The sequence below is a fragment of the Aeromicrobium erythreum genome (assembly GCF_001509405.1).
GTDB lineage: Bacteria > Actinomycetota > Actinomycetes > Propionibacteriales > Nocardioidaceae > Aeromicrobium > Aeromicrobium erythreum.
This window is the reverse complement of record NZ_CP011502.1, coordinates 2,327,605-2,350,953: the sequence shown is the minus strand read 5'-3', so window position 1 is coordinate 2,350,953 and position 23,349 is coordinate 2,327,605. Positions and strand designations below refer to the sequence as shown.

24 protein-coding genes are annotated in these 23,349 nt (G+C 71.8%); 13 read left to right on the top strand and 11 right to left on the bottom strand.

The window, feature by feature from the left end; genetic code table 11:
- The first annotated feature begins 592 nt into the window (after positions 1–592).
- Both Aeryth_RS11060 and Aeryth_RS11055 read left to right on the top strand, forming a co-directional pair.
- Complete coding sequence (locus Aeryth_RS11060; protein ID WP_067858515.1) at positions 593–3,523, top strand: bifunctional [glutamine synthetase] adenylyltransferase/[glutamine synthetase]-adenylyl-L-tyrosine phosphorylase; 2,931 nt, start codon at positions 593–595, stop codon at positions 3,521–3,523.
- A gap of 5 nt (positions 3,524–3,528) precedes the next feature.
- Positions 3,529–4,719 carry a DUF3152 domain-containing protein gene (locus Aeryth_RS11055; protein ID WP_144433755.1) on the top strand — a complete coding sequence of 397 codons (1,191 nt, stop codon included), beginning with the start codon at positions 3,529–3,531 and terminating at the stop codon, positions 4,717–4,719.
- A gap of 33 nt (positions 4,720–4,752) precedes the next feature.
- Here the strand turns inward: Aeryth_RS11055 and Aeryth_RS11050 are convergent, their stop codons facing one another.
- The 7 genes from Aeryth_RS11050 to Aeryth_RS11020 all read right to left on the bottom strand — a co-directional run bounded on the left by Aeryth_RS11050 (position 4,753) and on the right by Aeryth_RS11020 (position 11,247).
- Positions 4,753–5,031: a WhiB family transcriptional regulator gene (locus Aeryth_RS11050; RefSeq protein WP_067858509.1), complete on the bottom strand. Its 279-nt coding sequence runs from the start codon at positions 5,029–5,031 to the stop codon at positions 4,753–4,755.
- A gap of 116 nt (positions 5,032–5,147) precedes the next feature.
- Positions 5,148–6,380 (bottom strand): SAM-dependent methyltransferase, encoded by a 1,233-nt coding sequence (locus tag Aeryth_RS11045; RefSeq protein WP_067858506.1) that lies wholly within the window; start codon positions 6,378–6,380, stop codon positions 5,148–5,150.
- Positions 6,377–7,195 carry a DUF1365 domain-containing protein gene (locus Aeryth_RS11040; RefSeq protein ID WP_236749724.1) on the bottom strand — a complete coding sequence of 273 codons (819 nt, stop codon included), beginning with the start codon at positions 7,193–7,195 and terminating at the stop codon, positions 6,377–6,379. Before Aeryth_RS11040 ends, Aeryth_RS11045 begins: the two co-directional genes overlap by 4 nt.
- Positions 7,192–8,484 carry an NAD(P)/FAD-dependent oxidoreductase gene (locus Aeryth_RS11035; RefSeq protein WP_067858503.1) on the bottom strand — a complete coding sequence of 431 codons (1,293 nt, stop codon included), beginning with the start codon at positions 8,482–8,484 and terminating at the stop codon, positions 7,192–7,194. The genes Aeryth_RS11040 and Aeryth_RS11035 overlap by 4 nt, the downstream gene beginning before the upstream one ends.
- A 15-nt stretch (positions 8,485–8,499) precedes the next feature.
- Positions 8,500–8,733: a hypothetical protein gene (locus Aeryth_RS11030; protein ID WP_067858500.1), complete on the bottom strand. Its 234-nt coding sequence runs from the start codon at positions 8,731–8,733 to the stop codon at positions 8,500–8,502.
- A gap of 127 nt (positions 8,734–8,860) precedes the next feature.
- Positions 8,861–10,141, bottom strand: a complete 1,281-nt coding sequence (locus Aeryth_RS11025) for a fatty acid desaturase family protein (protein ID WP_083516402.1) — start codon at positions 10,139–10,141, stop codon at positions 8,861–8,863.
- Positions 10,142–10,155: 14 nt separating this feature from the next.
- Positions 10,156–11,247 carry a ferredoxin reductase gene (locus Aeryth_RS11020; RefSeq protein WP_067858497.1) on the bottom strand — a complete coding sequence of 364 codons (1,092 nt, stop codon included), beginning with the start codon at positions 11,245–11,247 and terminating at the stop codon, positions 10,156–10,158.
- A 160-nt stretch (positions 11,248–11,407) separates the two neighbouring features.
- On the opposite strand from Aeryth_RS11020, the gene Aeryth_RS11015 reads away from it, so the two are divergent.
- The 3 genes from Aeryth_RS11015 (at position 11,408) to Aeryth_RS11005 (ending at position 14,485) form a co-directional block, all read left to right on the top strand.
- Entirely contained in the window at positions 11,408–12,067 is a 660-nt protein-coding gene (locus tag Aeryth_RS11015; RefSeq protein ID WP_067858495.1) for a TetR family transcriptional regulator, read from the top strand.
- A gap of 310 nt (positions 12,068–12,377) precedes the next feature.
- Complete coding sequence (locus Aeryth_RS11010; RefSeq protein WP_067854539.1) at positions 12,378–13,400, top strand: IS30 family transposase; 1,023 nt, start codon at positions 12,378–12,380, stop codon at positions 13,398–13,400.
- Between the two features lie 512 nt (positions 13,401–13,912).
- The gene (locus Aeryth_RS11005) at positions 13,913–14,485 is read left to right on the top strand and encodes a hypothetical protein (RefSeq protein WP_067858492.1); all 573 of its coding nucleotides are present in this window, start codon (positions 13,913–13,915) and stop codon (positions 14,483–14,485) included.
- A gap of 3 nt (positions 14,486–14,488) precedes the next feature.
- Here Aeryth_RS11005 and Aeryth_RS11000 read toward each other — a convergent pair whose 3' ends face one another.
- Positions 14,489–14,911 (bottom strand): SRPBCC family protein, encoded by a 423-nt coding sequence (locus tag Aeryth_RS11000; protein WP_067858489.1) that lies wholly within the window; start codon positions 14,909–14,911, stop codon positions 14,489–14,491.
- A 164-nt stretch (positions 14,912–15,075) separates the two neighbouring features.
- On the opposite strand from Aeryth_RS11000, the gene Aeryth_RS10995 reads away from it, so the two are divergent.
- The 3 genes from Aeryth_RS10995 (at position 15,076) to Aeryth_RS10985 (ending at position 16,400) form a co-directional block, all read left to right on the top strand.
- Positions 15,076–15,612 (top strand): hypothetical protein, encoded by a 537-nt coding sequence (locus Aeryth_RS10995; RefSeq protein ID WP_067858486.1) that lies wholly within the window; start codon positions 15,076–15,078, stop codon positions 15,610–15,612.
- 71 nt (positions 15,613–15,683) lie between these two features.
- Positions 15,684–15,902, top strand: coding sequence for a hypothetical protein (locus tag Aeryth_RS10990; RefSeq protein ID WP_067858483.1), 219 nt, complete (start codon positions 15,684–15,686; stop codon positions 15,900–15,902).
- A 15-nt stretch (positions 15,903–15,917) separates the two neighbouring features.
- The gene (locus Aeryth_RS10985) at positions 15,918–16,400 is read left to right on the top strand and encodes a hypothetical protein (RefSeq protein ID WP_067858481.1); all 483 of its coding nucleotides are present in this window, start codon (positions 15,918–15,920) and stop codon (positions 16,398–16,400) included.
- A gap of 1 nt (position 16,401) precedes the next feature.
- On the opposite strand, the gene Aeryth_RS10980 is transcribed toward Aeryth_RS10985, so the two are convergent.
- On the bottom strand, positions 16,402–17,436 hold the full coding sequence (locus Aeryth_RS10980) for a zinc-binding dehydrogenase (RefSeq protein ID WP_067858479.1): 1,035 nt from the start codon (positions 17,434–17,436) through the stop codon (positions 16,402–16,404).
- Positions 17,437–17,557: 121 nt separating this feature from the next.
- On the opposite strand from Aeryth_RS10980, the gene Aeryth_RS18070 reads away from it, so the two are divergent.
- From Aeryth_RS18070 to Aeryth_RS10970, 3 genes are all read left to right on the top strand, one after another.
- A complete protein-coding gene (locus Aeryth_RS18070; protein WP_169795972.1) occupies positions 17,558–17,704 on the top strand; it encodes a GPGG-motif small membrane protein in 147 nt (48 codons plus the stop codon).
- 79 nt (positions 17,705–17,783) lie between these two features.
- Positions 17,784–18,242, top strand: coding sequence for an SRPBCC family protein (locus tag Aeryth_RS10975; RefSeq protein ID WP_067858476.1), 459 nt, complete (start codon positions 17,784–17,786; stop codon positions 18,240–18,242).
- Positions 18,243–18,523: 281 nt separating this feature from the next.
- The gene (locus Aeryth_RS10970) at positions 18,524–19,126 is read left to right on the top strand and encodes a DUF6226 family protein (RefSeq protein ID WP_067858473.1); all 603 of its coding nucleotides are present in this window, start codon (positions 18,524–18,526) and stop codon (positions 19,124–19,126) included.
- Positions 19,127–19,151: 25 nt separating this feature from the next.
- Here the strand turns inward: Aeryth_RS10970 and Aeryth_RS10965 are convergent, their stop codons facing one another.
- Entirely contained in the window at positions 19,152–20,753 is a 1,602-nt protein-coding gene (locus tag Aeryth_RS10965; RefSeq protein WP_067858471.1) for a peptide chain release factor 3, read from the bottom strand.
- 60 nt (positions 20,754–20,813) lie between these two features.
- On the opposite strand from Aeryth_RS10965, the gene Aeryth_RS10960 reads away from it, so the two are divergent.
- The gene (locus Aeryth_RS10960) at positions 20,814–21,509 is read left to right on the top strand and encodes a polyamine aminopropyltransferase (protein ID WP_067858468.1); all 696 of its coding nucleotides are present in this window, start codon (positions 20,814–20,816) and stop codon (positions 21,507–21,509) included.
- Positions 21,510–21,519: 10 nt separating this feature from the next.
- Here Aeryth_RS10960 and Aeryth_RS10955 read toward each other — a convergent pair whose 3' ends face one another.
- The gene (locus tag Aeryth_RS10955; RefSeq protein WP_067858465.1) at positions 21,520–21,963 is read right to left on the bottom strand and encodes a hypothetical protein; all 444 of its coding nucleotides are present in this window, start codon (positions 21,961–21,963) and stop codon (positions 21,520–21,522) included.
- A gap of 92 nt (positions 21,964–22,055) precedes the next feature.
- Here Aeryth_RS10955 and Aeryth_RS10950 point away from each other — a divergent pair, with 92 nt between their 5' ends.
- A complete protein-coding gene (locus Aeryth_RS10950; RefSeq protein WP_067858462.1) occupies positions 22,056–23,210 on the top strand; it encodes a PQQ-dependent sugar dehydrogenase in 1,155 nt (384 codons plus the stop codon).
- Positions 23,211–23,349 lie beyond the last annotated feature (139 nt).

Below are 23,349 nucleotides of genomic sequence, written 5' to 3'. Positions count from 1 at the left end.
ACCAACGCAGAAGCGTTAGACCTTCTACGCGCGAATGAAGAATCTTGGGTGCCTTTTGCGTTGGGGTGGGCAACGCTTCTCCCTTCTCGTGGCACGGTCCACGAGAAGGGAGAATCTCTGCCACGTCTAGCCCCGCCGGCGGTGGATATGCCACCTGTAGAGCGCTGAGAAGGTTGTAGATCCACCGATGGGACGCGCAAACGCGGATTCTTGCGCCCCCCGCGAGCTACAGCCCGAGAATCCGAGCCGCCGCCCCTGCCAGCCGCCCGGTCGAGGCCCTTTCGGAACGCAGGACGAGTCGAAGCCGCGCCGACGCAGCCCCACCCGAACGAGAAGCCGCGCCGACGCAGCCCCACCCGAACGAGAAGCCACACTGACGCAATCCCACCCGAACGAGAAGCCACACTGACGCAACCCCACCCGAACGAGAAGCCGCGCTGACGCAGCCCCACCCGAACGAGAAGCCGCGCCGACGCAGCCGCACCCGAACGAGAAGCCGAGCTGACGCACCCGCAGGCCGAGCCACACCCACACCCCACCCACGCCCCCAGCACGTCACAGCACCTCCACCCACCCCCGGTAGCCTGCGAGCGTGCCCCCCGAGTCTCCCGAGCTGGCCCTGGCGCGTCGTGGATTCCGCGACGGGGCGGCGGCCGCGGCCCACCTCGCCCGCCTCGACGGCATCGACGACGCGCTGGTGGAGCAGGTGGCATCGGTCGCGAGCCCCGACACCGCGCTCGCGTCGCTGGTGGCGATCGCGGAGACGTGGGGGGTCGAGCGGCTGCTCGCGACGCTGCGGGGCGACGCGGAGCTGCGGCAGCGGCTCCTCATCGTCCTCGGCACCAGCGAGGCGCTCGGCGACTTCCTCGCCCGGCACCCGCAGCACGTCGAGGACCTCGCCGCCGACCGGCTGTCGCCCGTCCCGCTCGACCTCGACCTCATGCGCCAGCAGCTCGGTGACGCCGACGACGCCGACGCCCTGCGCGTCGCCTACCGCCGCAAGCTGCTGCACGTCGCCGCCCGCGACCTCACCGCGCTGACCAGCTTCGAGGAGTCGTCGGCCGAGCTCGCCGACCTCGCCATGGCGACGCTGGGCGCCGCCCTCGACCTCGCACGCCGCGACGAGCCCGACGCCGACTGCGTGCGGCTGGCGGTCATGGCGATGGGCAAGACCGGCGGCCGCGAGCTGAACTACGTCAGCGACGTCGACGTGATCTTCGTGCACGAGCCCGCCGACGGCGCCGACGAGCAGGTGGCGGGACGGATCGCCGCACGTCTCGCATCGGCCATGATGCGCCTCTGCTCCGACCACACCCGCGAGGGCACCATCTGGGAGGTCGACGCGAACCTGCGACCCGAGGGGACCCAGGGTCCGCTGAGCCGCACGCTGCGCAGCCACGTCGCCTACTACGACCGGTGGGCGTCGACGTGGGAGTTCCAGGCGCTGCTGAAGGCACGGTTCGCGGCGGGCGACGCGGAGCTCGGCCAGGCCTACCTCGACGCGCTGTCGCCGAAGGTCTGGGAGGCCAGCACCCGCGAGAACTTCGTGCGCGACGTCCGCGCCATGCGCACGCGCGTCATCGAGAACATCCCGTCGCAGCAGCGCGAGCGGCAGCTGAAGCTCGGGTCGGGCGGCCTGCGCGACGTCGAGTTCTCGGTGCAGCTGCTGCAGCTCGTGCACGGTCGGGGCGACGCGTCGCTGCGCAGCCCCACCACGCTGGAGGCGCTGCGCGAGCTCACGGAGGGTGGCTACGTCGGCCGGCGCGACGGTGCCGCCCTGGAGGACGCCTACGAGTTCCTGCGCACCCTGGAGCACCGCATCCAGCTCTACCGGCTGCGGCGCAACCACGTCGTGCCCGACGACGAGGAGGACCTGCGACGCCTCGGCCGGTCCATGGGCTACCGGGCGAACCCGGCCGAGGGTCTGGTCAAGGACTGGCAGGCGCACAAGCGCCTCGTGCGACGCCTGCACGAGAAGCTCTTCTACCAACCGCTCCTGGAGGCGGTCACCTCCCTGCCCGACGAGGGCCTGCGGCTCACGCCCGAGGCGGCGCAGGCCCGGCTCATGGCGCTCGGCTTCAAGGACCCCAAGGGCGCCCTCGCGCACATCCAGGCGCTCACGTCAGGCGTGTCCCGACGCGCGGCGATCCAGCGCTCGCTGCTGCCGGCCATGCTGCAGTGGTTCGCGGAGTCGCCCGCGCCCGACGCCGGCCTGCTCGCGTTCCGACGGATCAGCGAGTCGCTGGGGGAGTCGCACTGGTACCTGCGCAAGCTGCGCGACGAGGGCGAGGGTGCCGAGCAGCTCGCGGCGGTCGTCGGGTCGAGCCGCTACGTGTCCGACCTGGTCCAGCGTGCGCCCGACGCCGTCGCGCTGCTCGGCGACGACGCCGAGCTGGTGCCCAGGGACGCCGAGCGCCTGCGCGGGGAGATGCAGCTCGCTGCCAGGCGCCACACCCGGCCCGACCAGGCCATCAAGGCCGTCCGACGCGTGCGACGCCGGGAGCTGTCGCGCATCGGCATCGCCGACGTCCTCGGCCGGCTCGACATCGACGAGGTCGGCACCGCGCTGTCCGACCTCACGGAGGCGACGCTCGGCGCCGCGCTCACCGCCTCGATCGGGGCCGTCGCCCGCCAGCGGGAGGAGGCCGGCAAGGAGCCCTTCCCGACGCGCATGGCCGTGGTCCTCATGGGCCGCCTCGGCGGCCGTGAGTCGGGCTACGGGTCCGACGCCGACGTCATGTTCGTGCACGAGCCGCTGCCCGGCGCCGACGACGGGGAGGCGGCGGCTGCCGCCACGGCCGTCGCGACGTCGCTGCGCACCACCCTCGGCGCGCCCGGCGACGACCCGGCCCTCGAGGTCGACGCCGAGCTGCGACCCGACGGCCGCAACGGACCGCTCGTGCGCTCCTTCGCCGCCTACGCGTCGTACTACGAGAAGTACTCGGCGGTGTGGGAGGCCCAGGCCCTGCTGCGTGCGCGCGCCAGCGTCGGCGACGCCGACCTGTGCGCCCGGTTCGAGGCGCTCGTCGAGCCCCTGCGTTGGCCCGACGGCGGCGTCTCGGACGCGCAGGTCCGCGAGATCCGGCGCATCAAGGCCCGTGTCGAGGCCGAGCGCCTCCCGCGGGGCGCCAACCCGAAGACGCACCTCAAGCTCGGTCGCGGCGGCATCGCCGACGTCGAGTGGACCGTGCAGCTCCTGCAGCTGCAGCACGCCCACGCGGTTCCCGGACTGCGCACGACGTCGACCTGCGGCGCCCTCGCAGCCGCTGCCGACGCCGGGCTGGTGACCGCGGACGACGCCGAGGTGCTGCTGCACGCGTGGCGGCTGGTGAGCCGCATCCGCAACGCCGTCGTGCTCATGCGCGGCAAGCCGGCGGAGTCGATGGTGGAGCAGAGCGAGGAACGCGCCGGTGTCGCGCACCTGCTGGGGTACGGTCAGCAGCACAGCGAACGCATGGTCGACGACTACCTGCGCGCCACCCGGCACGCGAGACAGGTCGTCGAACGCATCTTCTGGGAGTGAGCGCGATGACGTCGACTGGACCGATCCTCCGCCGCGGTCGACGCGCCTCGTCCCTTGTGACGAGCACGGTGCTGGCCGTCGGGCTGCTCGTCGCGGCCGGCCCTGCGTCGGCCGACGAGCCGACCCCCACGGCCCCGAACCCCACCGGGCCCACCCCGACCCAGCCGACGCCGGCCACCGCGGTGCAGGTCGTCGAGCCGCCCGTGGTCACCGGCACCGCGCGCTACGGGTCCACGCTGACCTCGACGACCGGACGCTACGAGCCCGGGACGGCACGGGTCACCCGTCAGTGGCTGCGCGACGGTGCCCCGATCCGCGGTGCGACGGCTGCCACGTACCGGCTCGTGGGGGCCGACGTGGGCCGCCGCGTCGCGGTCCGCGTGGTCGCCAGCGCCGACGGTCTCGAGCCGGCCACCACGACCACCGGTCCGACGACCGCGGTCGCCACCGCGCCGCTCACGGTGCGGACCGCGCCGCGGATCGCCGGCACCCGACGCTACGGCCAGGTGCTCCAGGCCTCGGCCGGACGCTGGAGCAGCAGCGGCCTGACGAAGCGCTACCAGTGGTACCGCGACCGCACGGTCATCCGTGGCGCCACGCAGCGCCGGTACGCCATCGCGCCGGCCGACGTGGGCCACCGGCTCCGCGTCCGCGTGACGGTCTCGAAGGCGTACCACCGCACCGCCTCGGCCACCGCGGTCACCGCACCCGTGCGGCACCGCCGCGACGCGCGCCGCACTCTCACCTACTCCGTCCGCTCCGACGGGTCGCGGTCGAGCCTGGCCACCTTCCGTCGGCAGGCTGCACAGACCCTCGCCGACGCCCGCGGCTGGCCTGGAGCCGGCGTCCGGTTCCGCGAGGTGCGCTCAGGCGGAGACTTCACGCTCGTGCTCGCGCGGGCCTCGCGCCTCACGTCGTACTCGACCGAGTGCAGCGTGCTCTACAGCTGCCGCGTCGGCCGCAACGTGATCATCAACGAGGACCGCTGGGTGCACACCACGCGTGTGTGGCGCTCGGCCAGGGGGTCGGTGCGCGACTACCGCCACATGGTCGTCAACCACGAGGTCGGGCACTTCCTGGGGCGCGGGCACCTGAGCTGCCCGGGTCGGGGTCAGGCGGCGCCGATCATGCAGCAGCAGTCGAAGGGGTTGCACGGCTGTCGGGTCAACCCGTGGCCGCGTCGCGACGAGCTCTGAGCGGGCCGTCCCGCCCAGCTCAACCGGCCCAGCTCACCCCGCGTCGCGGAGCAGGTGCTCGCGCTCGGTCTGGTTGAGCCCGCCCCACACACCGAACGGCTCACGCACCGTGAGGGCGTGGTCGAGGCACTCGGCCACCACGGGGCAGCGGGCGCAGAGCGCCTTCGCCACCGCCTCGCGGCTGCGTCGACGCGGACCACGCTCTGTCTCGGGGGAGAAGAACGTCTCCGGATCCACACCGCGGCACGCTCCGCGGTGCTGCCACTCGTAGGACTCCTGGATCGGGTCCGGGAGTCGGCTGGTGCTCGCCATGGCCCCTCCTGTTCGACGTGACGGACGCTTCCGTCACTGGGAGTTCGACGCCACGCCGTCTACGGATGGGTCGCATCCGTCACACGGGCACCAGGGGCCACCGCTCGGGTCCACCGTCAGGCAGGGCGCTCCATGCGCAGCTGGAACACGTCGATGTAGCCCACACCGAAGCCGGCCTCGCAGTAGGCGAGGTAGAACTCCCAGAGCCGACGGAAGGTCTCGTCGAAGCCGAAGGTGGCGATCTCCTCCCAGTTCGCCTCGAAGCGCTCGCGCCACAGGCGCAGCGTCTGGGCGTAGTCCTGCCCGAGGCTGCGTCGGTCGGTCACCGCGAGCCCGTGCGTGTGCGCGGCGAGGTTCTCGTCGATCGCCTCGAGCGACGGGATCAGGCCGCCCGGGAAGATGTACTTCTGGATCCAGCCGTAGGAGTTGCGCGTCGCGAGGTAGCGGTGGTGCGCCATCGTGATCGCCTGGATCGACACGCGGCCGCCGGGAGCGAGCACCTCGTCGATCTTGGCGAAGTACGTCGGCCAGTACTCCTCGCCGACGGCCTCGATCATCTCGCAGCTCACGACGGCGTCGAACTCGCCGGTGACGTCGCGGTAGTCCTGCAGGCGCAGCTCGATGCGGTCGGCGACGCCGGCGGCCTCGAACCGCTCCTGGGCGAGGGCGGCCTGCTCCGAGGAGATGGTGATCGTGACGACCTGCGCGCCACGCTGCGCGGCACGGATCGCGAGCGACCCCCAGCCGCTGCCGATCTCGAGCACGCGGGTGCCCTCGGTGACGCCCGCCTGGTCGAGGATCCCGTCGAGCTTGCGGTACTGCGCCTGCTCGAGCGACTCCTCGGAAGACGCGAACCAGGCAGACGAGTACGTCATCGTCGGGTCGAGGAAGCGCTCGAAGAGATCGTTGGAGAGGTCGTAGTGCCGCTCGATGTTCGAGCGCGAGCCCTCCTTGGTGTTCCGCTCGTGCTGCGGCAGCTGCCGGTCGACGAGGCCGCGCAGCCTCTGCAGCGACGGGGGCACGATCGTCGTCAGCCGCTCCGCGAACGGCGTGAGCAGGTCGGCGAGGTCGGTGCCGGGACCGGTGGTCCAGTCGCCGGCCATGTAGGCCTCGCCGAAGCCGATCTTGGTGTCGTGGCCGAGCCGGCTGAAGAAGGCTGCCGGGCGGCGCACCTCCATCTCGGGGGCACCGGGCTCGCCTGCCCCCCACACGGTGCCGTCGGGGAACGTCAGACGCACGGGCGTGCTGGACACGGCGGGGCGGAGGATCGCCTTGGCGACGCGTGCCTTGAACGGGGTGCGCGGGGTCTGCGCGATGCCGGGCCAGCGGGTGGCGAGTACGTCGGTCATCGGGTCGTGCCTTCCTGGGGTTCGTGATGCGGTCGCGGGACGACCGGGAGTCGGCGCAGCCAGAGCCACACACCGTGGATTCGGATCAGCAGGCTGGTCCGATGGGTCATGAGGGGCATCGTCACGAGGAGCCGCACCAGCCGACGTCGCGTGGCGGGCAGCGGCCGGCCGCGGAACGTCGCGGTGAAGACGGCCTCGTCGGGACGGGAGGCGGGGGAGCCCTCGTCGGAGGGCGACTGGCGCAGCACCACCGTGCTCGCGACGGCGTCGGGCTGGAGCCGGAACTGCAGGTCGTAGCGTCCGGCCACCGTGAAGAACGGCGAGACGTAGAACGCCTTCTCCGTGGAGGTGCGGCCCTTCTCGTCGGGCTGCAGCAGGTACGCGTGCCGCTCGCCGTAGGTGTTGTGCACCTCCGCGACGATCGCCTCGGTGCGCTCGCCGTCGAGGATCCAGAACACCGAGAGCGGGTCGAACACGTGGCCCAGGGTGCGGGCGTTCGCGAGCATGACGATCCGGCGACCGCCGACGTCGAGGCCCTGCGCCCGGCAGAACGCCTCGATGTTCTCGCGGAGCGAGCGGTCGGGGTCGCCGATGTGGTCGGCGGCGCGGAAGGTCGAGAACGGGCGCAGCCAGCGCGGCATCCGCGGGAGGTCGTCGACGTCGACGAGCCACTGGTAGACGCGGTAGCGGAAGCGGTGCTTCAGCGGCACGCGTCGGGTGTGGGCGACGTCGCCGACCACGAGCGCGGGCAGCACGGGCAGACGTCCCTGCTCCTCCTCGTCCGCGACGTCGCGCTCGACGTCGGCGGTGGTCACCAGGTCGCTCCGAGGGAACGGGCGGCCTCGACGCCGGAGCGGCAGCCGTCCTCGTGGAACCCCCAGCCGTGGTACGCACCGGCGAACGCGGTGCGGCCGTCGGACAGCCCGGGCAGCTCGCGCTGGGCCGCGACGGACGCCGGTGTGTAGACCGGGTGCGTGTACTGCATCGTGGCGATCACCGTCGTCGGGTCGACACGGTCGGTGGAGTTCAGGCTCACGAGGTACGGACGACTGCTCTCGATGCCCTGCAGGAGGTTCATCCAGTAGGTCACGTCGGTGGCCTCGCCGCGGCCCTCGCAGGAGTCCATGCGGTAGTTCCATGACGCCCGGGCGCCCTCGGCGTCGGGCAGCACGCTGGCGTCCTGGTGCAGGACCGTCTCGTTGCGCGAGTACTCGAACGCGCCCAGCACGCGACGCTCGGCGTCGGTGGCGTCGGTGAGCAGGGCGAGGGCGTCGTCGGCGTGCGTGGCGATCACGACCGAGTCGACGACGTGCTCCTGGCCGGACGCGTCGAGCACGACGACGCCGTCGGGCTTGCGGGAGACGGCGCGGACCGCCGTCGAGGCGCGGACGTCGCCGATCGCGTCGACCACCTTGCGGGTGTAGGCGTTCGAGCCGCCCTGCACCGTGAACCACTGCGGCGAGCCCGTGACGGACAGGAAGCCGTGGTGGCGCAGGAAGGCGAACAGGTAGCGCGCGGGGTACTGCAGCGCGGTGTCCTGGCCGGACGACCAGACGCAGGCCACTACCGGGATCGCGTAGTGCGCGACGAAGTGGTCGGAGAAGCCGTGCAGGCGCAGGAAGTCGCCGTACGTCTGCGGCTCGGCGTCGTCGGGCTCGCTGTCCAGCAGCGCCAGGGCGGCGCGCTGGAAGCGCTTCACCGACGTGAGCAGGCGCAGGTAGGTCGGGTCGACGATGCGGCGACGCTGCGCGAACAGGCCGGGCAGCTTGCGACCGCCCGCGTACTCGAGGCCGCAGCCGTCGCAGTGGATGCTCATCGACATCTCGGTCGGGTGCACGGCGACGTCGAGCTCGGCGAACAGCCGACGCAGCAACGGGTAGGTCCGGTCGTTGTGCACGATGAAGCCGCTGTCGACGTGGTGCGTCGTCCCGTCAGCCTCGACGTCGTGGGTGTGGGCGTGGCCGCCGATGCGGTCGTCGGCCTCGAAGAGCGTGACGTCGTGGGTCGTGCGCAGCACGTAGGCGGCGGTGAGGCCGGAGACGCCGGACCCGATGACGGCGACCCGGGGCCGGTTGCCGGTCGCGGACGTCGAAGAGGTGGTCATGTGAGGGATTCGCCCTCACCGGTCCTGCGGATGGGTCGGTGTGACGCGATCGGTGGGGTCGGGGTCCTCGCCGGCGCGCTTGCTGGCCTCGGTGATCTCGAACAGCTCCGCGCCGAACGCACCCAGCTCCGTCGTGACCCGGCGGGCGGTGTCGAAGAGGATCGCGCTGATCCGACCGCCGGTCGTGATCGCAGCCTCCACGCCCTGCTGGACGGCGTCCTTGGCGATCTCTCGGCGGCTCAGCGCCATGGCCGTCTCCTCGGGGGTCGTGCGGTCGGTCGGCAGCCACCATTGTGGCGCACCACCTGGTGCGTGCACGCCGACGCCCCGGGGCTGGACCGGGGCGTCGGCGGGGTCGTGCTGGGGCAGGGTCGCGTCAGGCGGCGACGTTCTCGCGCTCAGCCTGGGCCGCGGCGGCAGCCTCGCGCTTGGCGCGACGCAGCGCCTTGGACTCCGGGCTCTTGCCCTGCTTGTACGGGTCGTCGGGCTTGCGGGCGTACGACGCGAGCTGACGGGCGACGCTCGCGAGCTGCTTGCTCAGTCGGCCGCTGTTGTACTGCAGGCCGTGGCGCTCGCAGATCGCGCGGATCTCCTGCGCGACCTCGGGGTAGCGACGGGCCGGGATGTCCGGGAACAGGTGGTGCTCGATCTGGTGGCTCAGGTTGCCGCTGAGCACGTGGAACGTGCGGCTGCCGCTGATGTTCGCCGACCCGAGCAGCTGGCGCAGGTACCACTGGCCGCGCGACTCGTTCTCGGCGTCCTCCTCGGCGAACGTCTGCACCTCGGCCGGGAAGTGGCCGCAGAAGATGATGAGGAAGGTCCAGATGTTGCGGATCAGGTTGGCGGCGAAGTTCGCGCCCATGACGGCCAGCGGGGCCCACCAGCCGACGAAGGGCACGAGGGCGAGTGCGATGGCGGGGTAGGCGACGTAGTCCTTCACGACCTGACGACGGGCCTTGCGGGCCGCGCGGCTCTTGCGGTCGCGGAACTCCTTCTTACTCATCTTGCCGCCGAGGTACTCGTCGAGCTCGAGGCCGTGGTACATCACGCCCCACTCGAAGAACAGCATCAGCGCGAACGCGAGCGGCAGGTTGAACCGGTGGTTCGGGTACCAGGGCTGGTCGTCGTCGATCCGCAGCAGGCCGTAGCCGATGTCGCGGTCCTTGCCGTGGATGTTGGTGTACGTGTGGTGGATGAAGTTGTGGCCGTGCTTCCAGTCCTGCGCGGGGGCCACGTTGTCCCACTCGTAGCGCTTGCCGTCGACCAGCGGGTCGTTCATCCAGTCGTACTGGCCGTGCATGACGTTGTGGCCGATCTCCATGTTCTCGAGGATCTTGGAGAGGCCGAGGAGCACGATGCCGGCGACGAACGTCGGCCAGAAGAACGGCGTGAGGATGCCGATGCGGCCCAGCACCTCGCACACCTGCTGCACCCGGATGACGCGGCGGATGTAGTCGGCGTCGGCCTGGCCGAGCGAGTCGAGCGTCTTCTGGCGGATGCCGTCGAGCTCCTCGCCGAAGCGCTCGAGCTCCTCGTAGCTCATGTACTCGAGCCCGATGGTCGACTGCTTGGTGCGGTCGGTGCCCACGAGCGGTGCGGGCGCCTCGTTGTGGTCCGACGCGCTGTAGGGCGCGATGGGGGTGCGCTTGCGAGACATGGAACTCCCTCTTCCTAGAGTGCGACGCTGACGTCGCCGACAGGGACCTGGACGCAGACCTTGATGGTCTCGTCGGTGTTGGCGCCGACCTCGCCGGTGACGACGTGGCGGACGGCGCCGCTGAGCTTCTTGACGGCGCAGGTGTTGCAGACGCCCATCCGGCAGCCGTACTCGGGCGCCAGGCCGGCGGCCTCGGCCTGCTCGAGGATGGTGGCGCCGGAGTTCTCGGCGGTCGTGCCCGAGGCGTCGAAGCTGAGGGTGCCCGTGGCGTCGGCGGCCGTGAGGTCGACGGAGGGCACCTTGAAGTACTCGGTGTGGAGCTGCTCGGTCGCACCACGCTCGGCGTAGACGTCGCGGACCGCGGCGATCAGGCCGGCTGGGCCGCAGCACCAGGTGGGCGACGACGTCGGGTCGACGTCGAGGTGGTCGAGGTGGTCGGCGGTGAACCGACCCTCGAGCGCGGCGCCCGCCTCGGGCTCGCGCGTGTAGACGCGGTGCACGACGGCGCCCGGCAGCTCCTCGGCGAGCCGGTCGAGCTCGGGCGTGAACATCTCGTCGTCGCGGGAGCGGGCGTAGTGCAGGAACGTGACGCGTCCGCGGTGGCCGCGATCGCGCAGCGTGCGCGCCATCGACATGACCGGCGTGATGCCGGAGCCCCCGCTCAGCAGCACGAGGTCGTCGGGCACCTCGTCCGGCAGCACGAACTCGCCCTCGGCCTGGGAGAGGTAGACGATCGTGCGGGGCTGGAGCTCGCGGTGCAGGAACTGGGAGACGTAGCCGTCGGGGTGGGCCTTGACCGACACGCTGAAGGTGCCGTCGCGCAGGGCGCGGGAGCTGGACACCGAGAACACGCGCACCTTGCGGGTGCCGTCGACCTCGATGCCGAACTGGACGTGCTGGCCGGGGACGAAGCCCTTCCACGCGCCGTTGGGCCGCAGGACGACCGTGCTGGCGGCGCCGGTCTCGCGTCGTACCTCGACGACCCGTGCGCGGACGGCGTCGACCGTGAGCATCGGGTGCAGCTGGTCGAGGTAGTGGTCGACCGAGTGCGGCGAGGTCAGGGACGCGACGGCCCGCGACGAGAGTGCGGTGCGGACGAGGCCCATCGCGTGTCTCCTTCGGTCGGCGAGTAGTTCAGTGCACGAGCGTACACTCAAAGTGTGGCGCGATGAAGCAGGCCGCGGCAAGACGCGCCGGTCGTGACGTCCGGCACGCGAACACGTGTTCACCGAGTGGGGTGGGGTCAAGGGCCACTAGACTCCCCACGTGTCCGGAAGTCCGTCGCCGTCCGCTGCGCGGGCCGACACGTCGCGTCAGGCTCAGAAGGAGCGGACGCGCGAGGCGATCCTCGCGGCCGCCCTCGAGCTCAGCCAGACCCAGGGCTTCGCCCAGACCAGCCTGCGCCAGGTCGCACGGCAGGCCGGCGTCGTGCCCACCGCCTTCTACCGCCACTTCGCCGCGATGGACGAGCTCGGGCTGGCGCTCGTCGAGCAGTCCTTCGGCACCCTGCGCGCGATGATCCGTGACGCGCAGCGCGACCCCGAGACCTTCGCCGACATCATCGACGCGTCCGCCGAGATCCTCGTCCGCGTCGTCAAGCAGAACAAGGCCCACTTCGGCTTCGTCGCCCGCGAGCGCAACAGCGGCTCCGAGGCCGTCCGCCAGGCCATCCAGCGCGAGCTCGAGCTGTTCATCTCCGAGCTCGCCGTCGTCCTTGCCCGCCTCCCGCACCTCGACACGTGGTCGGCCGAGGACGTCAAGCTCGCGTCGGGCCTCTTCGTCCGCAACATGGTCTACCGCGCAGAGCAGGTCGTGCAGATGCCCGACGGCCGCCCCGACCTGGAGGAGGAGATCAAGCGCAAGGCCCGCCGCGAGATGCGCCTCATCGTCCTCGGCTTCGAGAAGTGGGACAGCCACTCGGGGTGACGTGGTGACCTTGCCGCTGCGCTGCCGCAGGGGTCTGTGCTTGCCGCTGCGCTGACGCGGGGGGTCGCACCTCGCTGGTGCGCTGCCGTAGGGGGTCTCGCCGTGCTGCTGCGCTGCCTCGGCCTTCGCTGGGGATGGTCTTCGAAAGGGCCTCGACCGGGCGGCTGGCGGCGGCGCTGGTCTGGGGTCTCGGGCTGTGGGTTGGTGCTGGGGTGGGGCGCAAGATTCTGCGTTGGCGACGGGATCCCGTCGTGAACGCAGGGTGGTCTCAACCGGTAGTTGCAAGACGATGTGACTACTGGAGGTGGGTATGCCTGGTTCTCGTCTGGTCGAGGGTGAGCGGTGGGTGATCGAGCGTGGTTTGGAGGCTGGTCTGACGCAGGGCCAGATCGCTGCGGTGCTGGGTCGTTCGCCGGCGACGATCTCGCGTGAGGTGCGTCGTGGTGGTGGTCCGCGTTCGTCGCGTGCCGGTGTGGTGCTGATCGGTCGGCCTGCCCGTTATCGGGCGTCCAAGGCGCAGCGGTTGGCGCGGCGGCGGGCTTGTCGACCCAAGCCGTGCAAGGTGGTGGGCGAGCTTGCTGCGGTGGTCGCTGGCTTGTTGGAGGCTGACTGGTCACCACAGCAGATCGCCGCCATGTTGCCGAGCCTGTATCCGGACGATGAGGCTATGCGCGTGAGTCACGAGACGATCTACCAGTCGCTGTTCGTGCAGACCCGTGGCGAGCTGCGCAGGGAGCTGACGGCGCATCTACGCACCGGTCGGGTCGCGCGCGGCACGAAGACCCGTAGCGAGAAGATCGGCAAGCTCAAGGGCATGGTCTCGATCTCCGCGCGGCCGGCTGAGGCAGATGATCGGGCCGTGCCCGGCCATTGGGAGGGCGACCTGCTGCTGGGCGGGATCGGCAAGGGCCAGATCATCACGCTGGTCGAACGCCGATCCCGGTTCGTGCTCCTGGCGCCGTTGAACACCTCGCGCACCGCGGCCGATACCCGCGAGCAGCTGACCGCGATCATCGCCCGGCTCCCGTTGGAGCTGCGCAAGTCCCTGACCTGGGACCAGGGCCGCGAGATGGCCCAACACGCCCAGTTCACCATCGCCACCGGCATGCCCGTCTACTTCTGCGACCCCCACTCGCCCTGGCAGCGCGGCAGCAACGAGAACACCAACGGACTCCTGCGCCAGTACTGGCCCAAGGGTGCGGACCTGCGCCACGTCACCCAGGACGAATGCGACGCCATCGCCCTACGCCTGAACACCCGCCCACGCCAGACCCTCGGATGGAAGACTCCAGCCCAGACCCTCAACGAAGGGCTACTTGCAACAACCGGTTGAGCCCAACCAGAAGCGTTCGGCCTCGCACGCGTGAATGAAGAGTCTTGAGTGCACTTTGCGTTGGGGTGACGAACGATTCTTCCTTGGTGTGGACCGTTCCACGCGAAGGAAGAATCCTTCCCGCGCGACGCCCGCCATCGGTGGATCATCAACCGCAAGAGCGCTCCTGCGGTTGCAGATCCACCGATAGGACGCGCAAACGCAGAATCTCGGCCCGAAAACGCAGAAACGAAGAATCGTGGATCCAAAGGCGAGCTCAGGCCAGACCCCGAGACCCGAAGCCACCCCCGGGCCCCCTGCCGGTCGAGGCCCTTTCGGAGACCACTCCCAGCGTGAGCTGCGGCAGCGCACGAGCAATCCCAGTCCGCCTGCGGCAGCGCACCAGCAAGGTCACGACCATGGCAGGCCGCGCACCAGCAGGACAAGACCCCCCCGCAGCCAGCACAGCGGCGAAAAACTCCCCTCCAGTGCTAGCGTGGACGCACTACCACTCAACTCGACGGAGGGTCCCGATGGACGAGCTCGGTGCGCTGCTGGACGAGGTCACGCGCGACCACGCCGTGGGTGTCACGGACGACGGTGAGCGTCTGGTGGCGATGCGGGTGGCGGAGGACTGGTCGGTGGGGGTGCGGCTGCACCGGGAGGGGAGCCACCGGCAGTGGGCGATGCGCGAGCTCGTCGTCCGGCGCGGCGCGGGGGACCGGTCGTTCCAGGGCGCCGACGTGCGGGACCTCCCGCTCGGGGCGGTCGTCTCGGAGGCTCGACGGCTCGCGACCCGCAGCGTCGATCCGGGCAGCGAGCCGCGGACGACCGTCGGCCGGCTGCTGGAGGAGCGGTCGGGCCGACTCGGCCGCGACGACCTCGCGATGGCCGCCGTGGCGCTGGAGTACACGCGGCTCGTCGAGCGGGGCGAGCGGGCGCCGGCCAAGCGCATGGCGGAGCGGCACGGCGGCAGCCCCGGAACGTGGACGAACCGGGTCGCCGAGGCCCGACGACGCGGGTACCTCACCGCCGTCGAGCGTGGCGAGGCCGGCGGGGCGCTGACGTCGACCGCCCGCGTCCTGCTCGACCTCGACGTCGGCTGACGGTCAGGCCGACGCGCTCGCCGCTGCGGCGACGTCGGCCGCCTGGCGCTCATGGGCGGCCGTGGCGAGCCGGTCGAGGGCGAGCTTGAAGACGTCGTCGCCGAGCTGGTCCTCGAGCAGGTGGATGATGCCGGGGTCGGACTCGAACTCCGCCGACCACTCGACGTGGCACGTGGTGTCGGAGAACGCCTGCACCTGCACGCTCGCGCGGTCGTTGGTGATGGGGAACGGCGGCTCGGGCATCGTGTAGGTGAGGGTGCGGGTCTCGTCGTCCTGGCTCTGCACGCTGACGACGATGTCGGCGTCGGCCTCGGGGCCCCCGGAGTAGATGCTCAGCCGCGGATGCCACTGGGCGAAGTCCTGGAGGAGCTCCCACACGAGGTCGGCGGGGGCGGCGACGAAGGTCCTGCGGATGATGCGGCTCATACGTGCTTTCCGGTCGTCGGTCGAGGGGGTGGACCCATCCAACAGGTTGCGCCAGGGTCCGGGCCCACCGGGGTGGCAGGATTCTGCCACCCCGGGGCGCGCGGCGTCGCGGGGGCGGGTCGGGCGAGTGCCGTAGGCTCGACGCGCCTCGAAGGGAGAAGCCGATGTCCGACGCTCAGACGCCCACCGCGTCACGGCAGCGCCTGGCGAGCGTGGCGTTGTCGGTCGCCGGTCTCGTCTTCCTCGTGGCCGGGCTGCTCTCGTCGTGGTCACGTCTCGACGTGCTGCTCGTCCCCGTGGCGCTCGGCCTGGTGGCGCTAGCGCTCGCGGTCAGGGAGACAGCAGCCGCCGCTCGACCCAGCCGGGTGGCCGCCGTCGTGCTGTCCGCGCTGTCGATCCTCAGCCCGGTCGCCACCGTCGCCGTCGTGCTGGCAGCCGACGCCCTGGGCACGTCCGCGTCGTACACGCTCACGGTCGACTCGCCCGAACCGGTCGACGTGGTCGTCAGGAAGGACGCCGACCAGGAGCGCAGGAGGTGGGACAGGGGAGACTCGATCACGTTCTCCTCGAGGGCGTCGGTCGTCGGGATCGACGCGCGGGCCGCGACTCCGACCACGGTGATCTCGTGCGAGATCCGCCGCGACGGCAGGACCGTCGCGTCCGCGCAGCGCGCCGGGTCGGTCGACTGCAGCGTCCGCTAGGCGCGAGGCTCCTCGGCGCCGGCGCGACTGATCGGGATGCGGATCGGCCGGTCTTGCGTAGCGTCACGGTCATGACTGATCTGACTCCCGAGAAGCTCGAAGCGATCCAGAACGTCGTCGACCGCGTCGGCGCCTACCAGGACGGTGCTCCCGAGGGGACCGTCGAGACCGAGCTGCGCAAGGGCCTCGACGAGGCCGACGTGAGCCTCGAGGACGCGCACGTGACCGCCCTGGCCGAGGCCATCGAGTCGGCCGACGGCGACGTCGACGCCTCCTCGGTGCTCGGCTGACGGAACCGACCCACGATGGTCGTCGTCCTGCGGGCGCCGCTGCGCTCGCGTGACGACGACGTCGACCACGCCGCAGCCGTCGCGCACGCGCTGCGGCGTGGTCTCGTCGGGGTCGGCGGCCGGCTGCCAGAGCTGCCGGCGGACCTCGACGACGCGGTCGCGCAGGTGGCACGACGTCACGGCGACCGCACGGCCGCGCGCCTCGGTCGGTTCGCGGCGGTGGAGCGGGGCGCGTTCGCCTGGACCCGCGACGTCGCGGGCGAGCTGTGGCTCGGTCGGGTGACCGGCGACTGGCACTTCGACCCGTCGGCCGATGCGGCGACGCTCGACCTCCAGCACGTCCGCGACTGCCGTTGGCTGGACGACCCCGTGCCGTGGCCGGAGGTGCCCTCAGCGGTGCACGCCACGTTCGAGCGGGGCGGGCGCAACCTGCAGCGCGTCCACGACGTCGGCGCCGAGGCCGGCTCGCAGCTCCTGTGGGAGCGCCGCAGCGGCTGAGTCAGCGCCAGGGGTCGATGATCGTCAGGCCCGCGACGGTCGCGGTGTCGAACGTCGGCAGCAGCGCGGCGGCCGTGTCGAGGTCGACGGTGCGCTCGAGCAGCAGGTCCGGACGCAGCCGCCCCTCGGCGACGAGCGTCATCATCTCCGGGTAGTCGCTGGCGGCCATGCCGTGGCTGCCCAGCAGGTCGAGCTCCCACGCGATCGCGCGCTCCATCGGCACCCGCGGGTGCCCCTCGACGCCGGGCAGCAGGCCGACCTGCACGAGACGGCCACGCCGGCGCAGGCTCAGGAGGGCCGTCGCGCTGGTCGCCTCGCTGCCGACGGCGTCGACGGACACGTGGGCGCCTCCGCCGGTGAGCTCCGCGACCGCGGCCTCGACGTCGTCACCGGCGAGCAGGGTGTGGTCGGCGCCGAGTCGACGCGCGACGTCGAGCGCCGCGGTCGTGCGGTCGACGGCCACCACCCGCGCCCCGAGGGCCCGGGCGATCATCACGGCGCTCAGTCCGACGCCGCCGGCCCCGACCACGACGACCCACTCGTCGGCCGCCACGCGGGCCCGTGCCACCAGCGCGCGGTAGGCGGTCGCGAACCGGCAGCCGAGTGCCGCGGCGGTGGCCAGCTCGACGTCGTCGGGCACCGCCACGAGGTTGGTGTCGGCGGCGTGGAGCGCGACGTGCTGCGCGAACGAGCCCCAGTGCGTGAACCCGGGCTGCTGCTGGTCGGGGCACACCTGTGCGTCGCCTCCACGGCACCACGAGCACCGGCCGCAGCCGCACACGAACGGCGTGGTCACGCGGTCGCCCACGGCCCACCGGGTGACACCGGTGCCGACCTCGGAGACGACTCCCGCCAGCTCGTGCCCCGGGACGTGCGGGAAGACGAGGTCCTCGTGCCCGGCCCACGCGTGCCAGTCGCTGCGGCACAGGCCGGTCGCGCGGACCTCCACGACGACGCCGCCGGCCGGTGCCGTGGGGGCGGGGACGTCGCGGACCTGGGGGTCCGCGCGGACGGCGTCGAGGACGATGGCGCGCATCCCGTCATCCTCCCACCCGGCCGGCGCGGAGCGTCTCGCGCTCCAGGTGCGAGCCGCGCGGCGCGGTCCTACGGTGGCGGGACGTTCGGCCCACCCGGGGCCGACGGGAGGGAGCACCATCATGTGGGACACCATCCTGTGGATCGCCGCCGTCGTGATCGGCATCTTCGGCGTGCTGCGCATCATCCGCGGCGACATCCTCTGGGGCGCGGTGCTGATCGTCGTCGCGCTGCTCGTCGGCCCGGGAGGCGTCAGCATCTTGAGCTGATCCGCGTCCCGTGCGCCGTTTCGACGGCGCGCGGGACGGGTAGCACTGATGGGTACAGCCTTCTGCGAGAGGACAGCCCATGAGCACGATCACCGAGTCCGTCGACGTCGACGTCGACGTGCGCACCGCGTACGACCAGTGGACCCAGTTCGAGGACTTCCCGGCCTTCATGGAGGGCGTCGAGCGCATCGACCAGATCGACGACACCCATCTGCACTGGGTGGTCAAGGTCGGACCCGTCACGCGCGAGTTCGACGCGACGGTCACCGAGCAGCACCCCGACGAGCGCGTCGCGTGGACGTCCGACAGCGGGCCGGAGCACGCCGGCGTCGTCACGTTCCACCGGCTCTCGGACCACGCCACACGCGTGACGGTGCAGATGGACGTCGACCCCGACGGCTTCGTCGAGGAGGTCGCCGACAAGGCGGGCCTGCTCGACCGACGCACCCGTGGTGACCTCCAGCGGTTCAAGGAGTTCATCGAGCGTCGCGGCGGCGAGCCGACCGGCGCGTGGCGCGGCGAGGTCGAGCGACCCTGAACCCGGCGTCGCGTCCCTGACGCGACTGCCTGACCTGGGCGACGGCCCAGCGGGGCGACGGTCGGCGCGGTCTCGGATCCGCGCCGACCGCGCGCTGTCTCGACCCCTGGCGCGAGACACCGCCCACCCGGCCTCGTGTCGTGCACCAGGCTACGGACGGGCAGTCCCGCTCCCCAGGGACCAAGGTCCTCGGAACGTCGCGGTGCGCCCGGGACCGACGGCCCGGGCCTCTCGGAAAATGAGGTGCTCGTCGCCCGGGTCGCGTGCCAGGATCAGCCGTCGTGAGCGCGTACCGCAGGCCCGACGTCGAGATCGCGACGTTCCTCGACGACGAGGGTCGTCCGGTGCCCTATGGCACCCTGCAGGGCGACCCGCCTGAGGAGGCCTACAGCCGCTGCGCCCACCCCGAGCGGTTCGAGCCGGTCGTCGCGGTGGCTCGCGCGCTGCTCGAGCACCTGGTGGCCACCTACGAGGTGGAGCGGCGCGACGACGTGGTCGACGGTCGACCGACGACGGTGCTGACCCCTGCCGGCGGGGGAGCCGTGCTGCGGCTGCAGATCGGTGGTGGACCGCTGCCGGACGCGAGGGTCGCAGCGGGCTTCCGTTTCGAGGACATCTGGCCCGACTGCGGCTGCGACGCGTGCGACGACGACGTGGCAGACCTCCTCGACGACCTGGAGCACACGGTGCTGTCGATCGTCGAGGGGCGTCTGAGCGAGTGGCGCGAGGTCCCTGCGCGCGACGGGAGCGCCGCCTGGACGATCCACCAACGGATCGAGGGTCCCCTCGGGCACGACGGCGGGTGGTGGAACCACAAGGCACCGTTCCCCGCGGAGCTCCCCGACGAGCCGCACCGCTGGCCTGCCTGGCACCGGCGCTCCTGACGGAGGGTGCCGGTCCGGCGGACCCTCAGGACAGTGGCGCGCGGTCGTCGACGTCGGCCGACAGCGACTCGAACGTGATGTCGGGGTGCTGGCGCGAGACGAACTGCAGGCGCCAGCGGTCGCTGAACACCGCGAGCGCCGTGCCGTCGCTGCGCTCGAACGTCTCGACGCCGTTGATGCCGGCGAGCGTCTCGCGGTCGGCGGGCTGGATGCGTCGAGCCAGCGTGTAGGGCAGGAAGTCGAGGCGGGTCTCGGCGTTGAACTCGCGCTGCAGCCGGTCGGTGACCACCTCGAACTGCATCGGCCCGACGGCCGCGAGCACCGGCGACTGGTCGCCGCGCAGCGTCGAGCGGAGCACCTGCACGACGCCCTCGCGGTCGAGCTGCTCGATGCCGCGCCGGAACTGCTTGAACCGCGACGTGTCGCGGGCGCTGATCGTCGCGAAGTGCTCGGGCGCGAACTGCGGGATCGGCGGGTACTCGACCTTCGGCCCGAGGTAGAGGGTGTCGCCGATGCCGAGCTGGGAGGCGTTGACCAGTCCGATCACGTCGCCGGGGTAGGCGAGGTCGGTGGTCTCGCGGTCGCGTCCGAAGAGGTTCTGCGCGTACTTGGTGGCGAACGGTCGCCCGCCCTGCGTGTGCTGCACGACCTCGCCGCGCTCGAAGACGCCCGAGCAGATCCGGGCGAAGGCGACGTGGTCGCGGTGGGCGGTGTTCATGCCCGCCTGGATCTTGAACACGAAGGCGCTGAAGGGGGAGTCGACGGCGCGCGGCTCGCCCTGCGCGTCGAGGCGGGGGCGCGGTGCGGGCGCCAGCTCGAGCATCACGTCGAGCAGCTGCGTGACGCCGAAGTTCAGCGCCGCCGCCGCGAAGAGCACGGGCGTGGTGCGTCCGGCGAGGAACTCCTCGGGGTCGTGGTCGGCGCCGTCGGCGGCGAGCAGCTCGTGCCCGCCGACCGCCTCCTCCCACGCGTCGCCGAAGACGGTCGACGCGTCGTCGGGGGAGTGCACCGTCTCACCGGCGATGGTCGCGCCGCCCGACGTGCGCTCGTACTCGACCGCGTGCCCGAGCCGACGGTCGAGCACGCCGCGGAAGTCGCCCGCGATGCCGATCGGCCAGGTGAGCGGCGTGGGCCGGATGTCGATGCGCTGCTGGATCTGGTCGAGCAGCTCGAGCGGGTCGAGGCCCGGGCGGTCCCACTTGTTGACGACGGTGATCACCGGGATGCCGCTGCGGTGGCAGACGTCGAACAGCTTCAGCGTCTGCGGCTCCAGGCCCTTCGCGCCGTCGAGCAGCATGACGGCGAAGTCGACCGCGCTCAGCACGCGGTAGGTGTCCTCGGAGAAGTCGGCGTGACCGGGGGTGTCGACCAGGTTGACCACGTGCCCGCGGTGCTCGAACTGCAGCGCGGTGGACGAGATCGAGATGCCGCGCTCCTTCTCCATCTCCATCCAGTCCGAGACGGTGGCGCGGCGGCCGGCCTTGCCGTGCGTGGCGCCGGCCTCGGAGATCACGCGTGCGTGCAGGGCGAGCGCCTCGGTGAGCGTCGACTTGCCGGCGTCGGGGTGGGAGATCACGGCGAAGGTGCGACGGCGGGCGGCCTCGGCGAGCACGGTGGGGGAGGACATCGACCCGACCTTACCGGCGGCTACCGTCGGCCCGGGAACGAGCCGTGACGAAGGGGCACGATGGCGAGGTTCGAGGAGCTCGACTGGGCGGAGACGCCGTGGGGCCTGGTGGTGCTGCGACGCCGGTTCGACCTCGTGACGCAGCGTGACGTGCACGAGGTCAAGCTCGGCGACGACTACCTCATGTCGAGCCAGTTCACGGTGAGCGAGCGGGCCCTGGCCGAGCTCGGGCTCCGCGCGGCCGCGGGCTCGTCGCTGCGGGTCATGGTCGGAGGTCTCGGCCTCGGCTACACCGCGTTCGAGGCACTGCGCGACGACCGGGTCGTCGAGCTGGTGGTCGTCGACGCGCTCGACGCGGTGATCCGCTGGCACCGCGACGAGCTGTTCGACGACACGCGCGGGCTCGCCTCGGACCCCCGCACCACCCTGGTGCGCGACGACTTCTTCGACCTCGTGCGGACGGGTCGTCTCGAACGACCGGTCGACGTGCTGCTCGTCGACATCGACCACGCGCCCGACTGGCTGCTGCGCACCGACCACGGCGACTTCTACACGGTCGAGGGGCAGCGGGCCGCGGCACGCATGCTCGTCGACGACGGGGTGTTCGGGCTCTGGTCCGACGAGCCGCCGGACGACGCGTTCGTCGACGTGATGCGTCAGGCGTTCGCGACGGCCGAGGCCCACGTGGCGACGTTCGACAACCCGCTCACCGGGGGCACGTCGACCGCGACGATCTACGTCGGCACGCGCGCCTGAGCTGAGTCGCTCAGCCCGGCGTGGCCTCGTGGTGGCGTCGGCCCTGGGTGCGCCGGTCCTCCTTCATCTCCGCCTCGAACAGGTGCGGACGACCGTCGACCAGGCCGTCGCGGGCGGCGCGCTCGAGGTCCTTGAAGGTCGCGTAGTAGCCCTCGTCGTACTCCTCGACGAGCTGGAAGGTCCAGCGCCCCTCGATGACGTTGCGTCCGACCAGCTCGGACTCGATGCGGTCGGCGAGGTCGCCGTGGCCGGCGTCGCGCAGGAGGTCGGCGGCCTCGCCGGCCTGCAGGTCGGCATGCCCGGACAACCGGTGGAAGGCGTACAGCGAGCCGCGCGCCTCCTCGACGGCCTCGAGGGCCTCGCTGAGCTTGCCGAGCGCCTCGACGGTGTCGTCGGAGACGCCGTCGGGTCGGCGGTGGCGGGTGGCGGGACGGTCCTGTCGGTCGCTGCTCATGTCTCCACGGTGGCACTGGTCGCTGGTCGCGGCATCCGCGCGCGCCCTGCATTCACGGTGCGCCCCTTGGTGTGCTCGGTGACACTCGACGCATGAGGCTTCTCGGACTCGGACTCGCGGCCGTCCTCGTGGCGGGCTGCTCCACGGACCCCGACCCCCGCCAGGACGAGGCCTCGCCGGCCTCCACCCCTGCGACGTCGGCGAGCGGCAACCCGCCGTTCGAGGTGGAGGAGGTCGACCGCTTCGAGACGCCCTGGGCGATGGCCTTCGTGCCGGGGACGGGCGACCTGCTCGTCACCGAGCGCACCGGCACCCTCACCCTGCGCGACGCCGAGACCGGGGACCGCACCGAGGTGTCGGGCGTGCCCGACGTCGTCGCGGCCGGGCAGGGAGGCCTCGGCGACGTGGTCGTCGCGCCGAGCTTCGAGGACGACCAGCGTGTCTACCTCAGCTGGGCGGAGGCGGGCGACGGCGGCACCGGTGCCGTCGTCGGTCGGGCGAGACTGGCCACCGGCGACGGGTCAGCGGCCCTCAAGGACCTCGAGGTCGTCTGGCGCCAGACGCCGAAGGTGTCGGGCAACGGCCACTTCTCGCACCGCATCGCGTTCGACCCCGACGGCGAGCACCTCTTCATCAGCTCCGGCGACCGCCAGCAGAAGACGCCGGCCCAGGACACGTCGAACACGCTCGGCACGATCGTCCGGCTCACCCTCGACGGCGAACCGGCGCCCGGCAACCCGCTGGCGGACGAGGGCGGCGCGTCGGCGCAGATCTGGAGCTGGGGCCACCGCAACCCGCTCGGCCTGGAGTTCGCCGACGACGGCACGCTCTGGTCGAGCGAGATGGGCCCCGAGGGCGGCGACGAGCTGAACATCATCGAGAAGGGCGGCAACTACGGCTGGCCCGAGGCGTCCAACGGCAGCGACTACGGCGGCGGCGAGATCCCCGACCACACCGACGGCGACGGCTTCGTCGCGCCGCGCACCGGCTGGACCCCGTCGATCTCGCCCGGCAGCCTGCTCATCTACACCGGAGACCTGTTCCCCGAGTGGAAGGGCGATGCGTTCCTCGGCGCGCTGTCGGGCGAGTCGCTCGTGCGCGTCGACCTCGACGGCACGACCGCCGGCGACGACGAGAAGATCGTCGAGGGCCAGCGCGTCCGCGCCGTCGAGCAGGCGCCCGACGGCTCCATCTGGCTGCTCGAGGACGCCGGCTCCGGCCGCCTCCTCCGCCTCGCCCCCGCCTGAGCGGAGATTCCCAGGTCGACCTGGGAATCTCCGGCGAGGCACGGTTCCCTCAGCCGCGCACGGCTTGCTCTCCGTGCTTGCGTGAGATTTCCGTGCTTCGTCGCGTCGCGTCGCGTCGCGTCCCGCCCCGTCGCGTCGA